This window comes from Kosmotoga sp., assembly GCF_982836095.1.
Window position 1 is genome coordinate 1 of the sequence record NZ_CEYIHJ010000108.1, and the last position, 6,554, is coordinate 6,554.

Here is a 6,554-nt window from a genome sequence, read left to right on the forward strand (position 1 = left end):
ATCGTGGAGTATGAATTTCCTGTGATCTTCTTTTTCAGAGGTGAAAAAGTAATTGAACTTGAAAAAGTGAAGAAAAAGGTAAAAGGTAAGGAGCTTTTTATAAGTGAAGTATCTGTGAAAGAAGGAGACGCAATATTTGCCATGACTGATGGTATTTCCCAGGCCGGTATGGGTTCATCGAGATACCCCTTTGGCCTTGGAGTCGAAAACATAAGAACTGAAATAAGGAATTTGCTTGAAAAGCGGGTACGCCACGCAGATATTGTGAATTATCTCGTTAATCTCGCTAAAAGGCTTGACAAAGGAACCAGAGGCGATGATGCGCTCGCCGCAGTGTTGAGGGTACGAAAAGAAAAAGTGGTAACAATCATGGTAGGCCCTCCGGAGAACAGAAACAAAGATAGATATGTTGTAGAAAAATTTCTGAACAGTCCAGGAAAAAAGATCATTTGCGGCGGAACGACCGGGCAGATCGTTGAAAGGGTTATCAATGGGAGAATTGATCTTGATCTTGATTCAATCAGCGAAAAGTCCCCACCTCTGGGGTATTTAAAAGGAATAGACCTGATAACTGAAGGCATAATAACCCTGACACAGGTGTTCAGATACCTCGAAGGGCAGGATACAGAAATCGGGTACGGTGCGAAATCACTTATTGGCCTGTTGAGTGAAGCGGATATTATAAATTTCATCGTTGGTAGTTCCATTAACCCTGCTCATCAGATCCCTTTGTTTACCCACGATATTTCCCTTAAGTTCAGGCTGATAAGTGATATAGCCCGAATTTTTGAGAAGATGGGCAAGATTGTGAAAATAGAATATTACTGAGATTTTGGAGGTGAGTGTGTGGCCATTGAGAGAACTTTCGAAAAGGTGGAAGACATTTTAAAAAAACACAACTACGACAAAAACAAACTCATTGCAATCCTGCTGGATATTCAGAAAGAGTACAGGCATATCTCAAAAGATGTTGTGAATTACATCTCGGTAGCCCTGGGAATATCTCCAGCCAAAATCTTCGGAGTAGCCACGTTTTATGCACAATTTTCTTTAAACCCTAAGGGTGAATACTCGATCTACGTATGTGATGGCACCGCTTGTCATATGGAAGGCTCCATGGCTCTCGTAAAAGTGATTGAAGAAGAGCTGAATATCAAACCGGGTGAGGTTACCAAAGACCTCAAATTCAGCCTCGACAAAGTTGGCTGTCTTGGAGCCTGCGCTTTGGCTCCAGCCATGGTTATAAACGGTGAAGTGTTTGGAAATCTCAACGAAGAGAAAACAAGAGAAATACTCAAAAAGCTGAAAGAAAGGAAGGCTGATGAGAATGTTTAAAAGTCCCCTTGAAGCCTTTAAATACATCGAACAACAGGAAGAAATTCGAAGAAAAAAATTAGAACAACTTTCTGTTTATGTATGTGTGGGAACGGGCTGTACCGCCAACGGCGCAAGAAAGGTTTATGAAAAATTCAAAGAGGTTTTGAACGAAAGAAATTTGAATATTTCGCTGGAAAAACTTGATGATCCTGATGAAAATAATAATCCCGTTAAAAAAACCGGCTGTTGCGGGCTATGTTCTTTGGGACCGCTTGTGAAAATTATCCCATATGGATTTACCTATGGTCATGTAAAACCAAATGATGTTGAAGAGATAGTAGAAAAGAGTTTATTGAAAGGAAAACCCATCGAGAGGCTTTTGCTCACAGACCCGATATCGGGTAAGAAAGTAGAAAAATTAGAAGATGCCACATTCTTCAAGAACCAGAGCTTTTATATCATGGATGCCATAGGTACAAGTGAATGCGAAAGCATAGAAGATTATATGGGACGTGGTGGTTATAAGTCTCTCATAAAAGCTCTTTCGGAAATGGATTCGGAAAGCATTGTGGATACAATCAAAGCCTCTGGACTGAGAGGGCGTGGCGGTGGAGGTTTCCCCACCGGATTCAAGTGGGAAGCCGCAATGAAAAGCAAAGGCGAAAAGAAGTTTGTTGTGTGTAATGGTGACGAAGGAGATCCCGGTGCCTTCATGAACCGCACACTTCTTGAGCGAGACCCCCATTCTGTCCTGGAAGGCATGATAATTGCAGCTTTTGCAATAGGCGCGAGCAAAGGCTACGCATATATCAGGGCAGAATATCCCATTGCTGTGGAAATGTTCAATAAAGCGATAAATGATGCTAAAGAATATGGTTTCCTGGGTGAAAACATCCTTGGAACGGGTTTCAACCTGGACATAGAAGTGAAAGAAGGAGCGGGAGCCTTTGTCTGTGGTGAAGAAACGGCTCTGCTCGCTTCAATTGAAGGAAAACGCGGCGTCCCCAGGCCGAGACCTCCATTCCCTGCGCAGTCAGGGTTATGGGGTTTCCCCACCCTTTTGAATAACGTTGAAACTTACGCTAATGTTCCAAAGATCATCAGAGATGGCGTAGAGAATTACAGAAAACGTGGCGTTGAAAGTTCCCCGGGAACAAAAATGTTTTCAATTACTGGTCCGCTCAAGTTGACAGGTATTATTGAGATCCAATTTGGGACCACATTGAGGCATGTCATTGAAAATATATGTGGCGGCACTTCAAATGGTTTGAAGTTAAAAGCCATACAAATTGGAGGCCCTTCAGGTGCTTGCCTTTCCGAAGAGTTTTTTGACCTTCCACTGGATTATGATACCTTGAAATCGGTTGATGCCATGGTTGGTTCGGGTGGAATTGTTGCCATAACAGAAGACAGATGCATGGTCGAAGTAGCTAGATTTTTCCTGGATTTCACCAAGAGGGAATCTTGTGGAAAATGTGTACCTTGCCGGGAAGGCACAATGCAGGCCTACACCATTCTTGAAAAGTTCACTCAGGGGAAGGCTACCTACGAAGATTTGGAAAATCTGGAATACCTTTCCAAGATAATTAAAACTGCCTCACTCTGCGGATTGGGAAAAACAGCACCCAACCCTATATTGAGTACTTTGAAACTCTTCAGAGATGAGTATATTGAACATATTGAAGGCAAATGTCCCAGTGGAATGTGCACTGCGCTCAAAAAATATGTGATTAACCCCGATCTGTGCAAAAGCTGTAGCCTTTGCGCACGTTTCTGTCCGCAAGGAGCTATTTCTGGAGAGCGTGGGAAGCCCTACGTGATTGATCAGGAAAAGTGTGTAAAGTGCGGTATCTGTTTTGAAAAATGTAAATTCAACGCCATTGAGCTCATTGGTTGATCGGGAGGGTGAAAACATGAAAATATATGTAAATGGTAAAGAAACGATTATAGATGATAACGCCCGCAATGTTCTTGAAGCTTTAAAAGAAGTTGGCATAGAAATCCCAAATCTCTGTTATCTTTCCGAAACTTCAGTGTATGGTGCTTGCAGAATGTGTCTTGTTGAGGTTGAAGGCAATGGCATTGTAACTTCCTGCACCCTGAAGCCATATGAGGGGATGAGAATAAAAACGCATACACCCGAAATATATGAAATGAGAAGGGGTATACTCGAACTCCTCCTTGCATCTCACAATAGGGACTGCACAACATGTGAGAGAAATGGACAATGTAAACTTCAAAAGTACGCGGAGGAGTTTGGCATAAGAAATGTTAGATTTGAGAAGCTCGATAAAAGCAATATTTTCGACAGCTCTTCAATAATCATTAGAGATAACTCGAAATGTATTCTTTGTGGAGATTGTGTTAGGGCCTGTGAGGAAATTCAGTCGGTCGCGGCTATCGATTTTGCCCACCGTGGTTTTGAAGCGCAGGTAGTGCCAGCTTTCGAAGAGGGTCTTGCAAACTCCGAGTGTGTCTATTGTGGCCAATGTGTCGCTTATTGTCCTACCGGTGCTTTGACCTTCAGGAGTGATGTAAAAGAACTTTACAACGCGATGGAATCAGGAAAAACCATCATCGGGATGATCGCGCCAGCTGTCCGCTCAGCAGTTCAGGAAGAGCTGGGGCTTGAAGGTGATATGGTAATTGCCGGGAGACTTGTCAATTTCTTGAAAATGATAGGATTTTCAAAAGTCTTCGATGTCTCTTTTGCCGCGGATCTCGTTGCATACGAGGAGGCCCACGAATTCAAAGAAAGAATCGAAAAGGGTGAGAGATTGCCACAATTCACCTCCTGCTGTCCGGGTTGGGTGAAATTCATGGAACAATTCTATCCGGATTTTATTGATAACCTTTCCACGGTTAAATCCCCTCAGCAGGCATTGGGCACATTGATAAAAAAATACTATGCTAAAGAAGCGGGAATAGATTCTGAAGACATATGTGTGGTTTCATTCATGCCTTGCACTGCTAAGAAGTTCGAAGCGGAAAGGGAAGAATTAGCCGGGCAGGTTGATCTTGTGCTTACCACAAAGGAATTGGCACAGATGATCAAATCCAGCGGGATTAATTTAAAATATATGCGACCTGAACCTTTCGACAGGCCTTATGGGCTTTCTTCACAAAGCGGATTGAGTTTTGGAAAAACCGGTGGCGTGCTTGGCAGTGTTATAAACGTTTTGAAAGAACAGATAGATATTTCTGAAATTTCAACGGAAGAAGAGGAAAAAGGGATACGCGTAACAAAAATAAAGATCGAAGAGGGCAAAGAACTAACAGGAATCGCAGTCTTTGGTCTTGGAAAAGCAAGAGAAGTACTGGAAAGAATAAAATCTGGTAAATTGGAAGTAGATATAGTTGAAATCATGGCATGTGATTATGGTTGTATTGGAGGGGGTGGACAGCCCTATCCAAACAACTCTGCCAAAAGAGAAGAACGAGCTAAAATTCTCAGAGATACCGTTGGAATGGACGTACTCATATCACCCGTTGAGAATTATCACATGCGTGAGCTTTACAACAAATATCTTGTGAAACCACTTAGCGAGGAATCACACAAGGTTTTGCATACGTCGTTCAAGCACAGGAAAAGAGTGAGTGGTGAAGATATTGACATTTTACCCCTGCCACTAGATGAGGAAGAAAAAGTAACGGTTAACGTATGCCTTGGAACTTCGTGTTACTCAAAAGGCTCTTATGATATTCTGTCTGACCTCATAGAAATGGCTAATCGGGAAGAATGGGCAGAAAATTTGGAAATAAAAGGAACATTCTGCCTCGAAAATTGTGGAGCTTCGCCAAACGTGTTAGTGAACGGTGAAATTATAAGCGAAGCAACCACTGAAAAGGTGAGGAAGGTGCTTGAAAAATATGTCAGTAAAGAAAAAGCGTAATGGCCCTATAATGTTTCCAAAAGCGACTCTTGAAAGGCTGAAGATGTATCATGCCCTGTTACAAGAAGAAAAAAGCGAATACATTTCATCCGAAGAAATTGCAAGAAAGCTATCTATCAAGCCGGAACAAGTTAGAAAGGATATCTCCTATCTCGATTATTCCGGCAAGCCCAAAGTCGGTTACCATATTTCGTCGTTGGTAGATGCGCTGGATGAACTTTTTGGAACCAAATTAAGAGATAACATAATCATTATTGGGGCAGGGCATTTAGGCAAGGCATTGGCAAACTATAAAGGGTTTGTAAACTTCGGTATACGTGTAGTGGCCATTTTTGACAACGATCCTGAAAAGCTTGGAACATATGTAGGCGAACTTGTAGTACTACCGCTGAAGGATTTAGACCGGGTAATCAGAAGATTTAACGTAAAAATAGGAACTATATGCGTCCCGGGTGAATCCGCACAAAAAACCGTTGACCTATTGATAAAAAAGGGAATAAAAGCAATTTGGAATTTTGCTCCTGTCATACTTGAAGTTCCAGAAAATATCCTGGTGGAAAATATGGACATCGCAAGAAGCGTATTAACTCTCAAGCACCTTTTGGATAGGACCCCGACCGGAAAAATCCGGTAAATTATTTCATAGTTAGCTTTAAATCTTCCCGCTCATTGCTTCCGGCAGTGAGCGGGCTTTTTGATGATTGCATTGCAACCTATAAAGCTACAAAAGAGAAGGCGAAACAAGACAGCGATTTTGCTGGATGTTTGATAAATGCTATTATATTAACGAGATGTGAATTTGCAACATCTGTGAAATTATTAAGGCGTCACGAAAAAAGTTAGCCTTCCAAATTTCAATGGTGGTACCATTGAAATATCCCAACATAAGAAAGGAAACCCACCTTTTTCGTGACACCCTATATAGAGTAATTAAAAAACAACACCTCTGTTTATGCCTTGTTAATATAGTTTTGAAGGCATTGTTTAGATAGCAAAATTTGAATTCATCAAGGGAGGTTTTGTAAGTGGAAAATCCGAAGGTGTTCATGTCATACAATTGGAGTAATTCTCAACACGAGCAGTGGGTTATTAATCTTGCTACAGAGAGGAAGGAATAAGCAGGATAGTTTCAAAAGAAGAGATTGTGAAAACGATTATAATCTGAGCCCTTCAAGATATGTTTCGCAGAACAGTCATGAAGAAGTACTACCACTGGAAGACGCTGTTGTTCAGCTACGTGAAGCTGAAAAAGAGAGAGCAGAAGTAGATAGAAAACTGCAGGAAATACTCAAGAAATTAGGGCTTTAGATAATAGGTGATAAGTACAGGTGGTAGGCTTTAGGC

Annotated in this window: 5 protein-coding genes and 1 pseudogene; all 6 read left to right on the plus strand. The window is 41.6% G+C overall.

Going from position 1 to position 6,554, the window contains the following annotated elements; all coding sequences use genetic code 11:
• Nucleotides 1-828 (plus strand): serine/threonine-protein phosphatase (locus AC3LHT_RS07570; protein ID WP_488662462.1); only part of this gene is annotated, 828 nt, incomplete at its 5' end.
• Nucleotides 829-852: 24 nt separating this feature from the next.
• Complete coding sequence (locus AC3LHT_RS07575) at nt 853-1,335, plus strand: NADH-quinone oxidoreductase subunit NuoE family protein (protein ID WP_488662463.1); 483 nt, start codon at nt 853-855, stop codon at nt 1,333-1,335.
• Nucleotides 1,328-3,214: an NADH-quinone oxidoreductase subunit NuoF gene (locus tag AC3LHT_RS07580; RefSeq protein WP_290667632.1), complete on the plus strand. Its 1,887-nt coding sequence runs from the start codon at nt 1,328-1,330 to the stop codon at nt 3,212-3,214. Before AC3LHT_RS07575 ends, AC3LHT_RS07580 begins: the two co-directional genes overlap by 8 nt.
• A gap of 16 nt (nt 3,215-3,230) precedes the next feature.
• Nucleotides 3,231-5,210, plus strand: a complete 1,980-nt coding sequence (locus AC3LHT_RS07585) for a [Fe-Fe] hydrogenase large subunit C-terminal domain-containing protein (protein WP_290647288.1) — start codon at nt 3,231-3,233, stop codon at nt 5,208-5,210.
• Nucleotides 5,188-5,844, plus strand: a complete 657-nt coding sequence (locus AC3LHT_RS07590; protein WP_290667636.1) for a redox-sensing transcriptional repressor Rex — start codon at nt 5,188-5,190, stop codon at nt 5,842-5,844. The genes AC3LHT_RS07585 and AC3LHT_RS07590 overlap by 23 nt, the downstream gene beginning before the upstream one ends.
• Before the next feature lie 471 nt (nt 5,845-6,315).
• Nucleotides 6,316-6,518 (plus strand): annotated as a pseudogene (locus AC3LHT_RS07595) (SAM-dependent DNA methyltransferase); the annotation flags it as partial.
• Between the last annotated feature and the right edge of the window lie 36 nt (nt 6,519-6,554).

What these genes read in the sequence shown, in the direction of transcription:
- AC3LHT_RS07580 (WP_290667632.1), top strand. Translation starts at nt 1,328, where the DNA reads ATGTTTAAAAGTCCCCTTGAAGCCTTTAAATACATCGAACAACAGGAA.
- AC3LHT_RS07585 (WP_290647288.1), top strand. Translation starts at nt 3,231, where the DNA reads ATGAAAATATATGTAAATGGTAAAGAAACGATTATAGATGATAACGCC.
- AC3LHT_RS07590 (WP_290667636.1), top strand. Translation starts at nt 5,188, where the DNA reads ATGTCAGTAAAGAAAAAGCGTAATGGCCCTATAATGTTTCCAAAAGCG.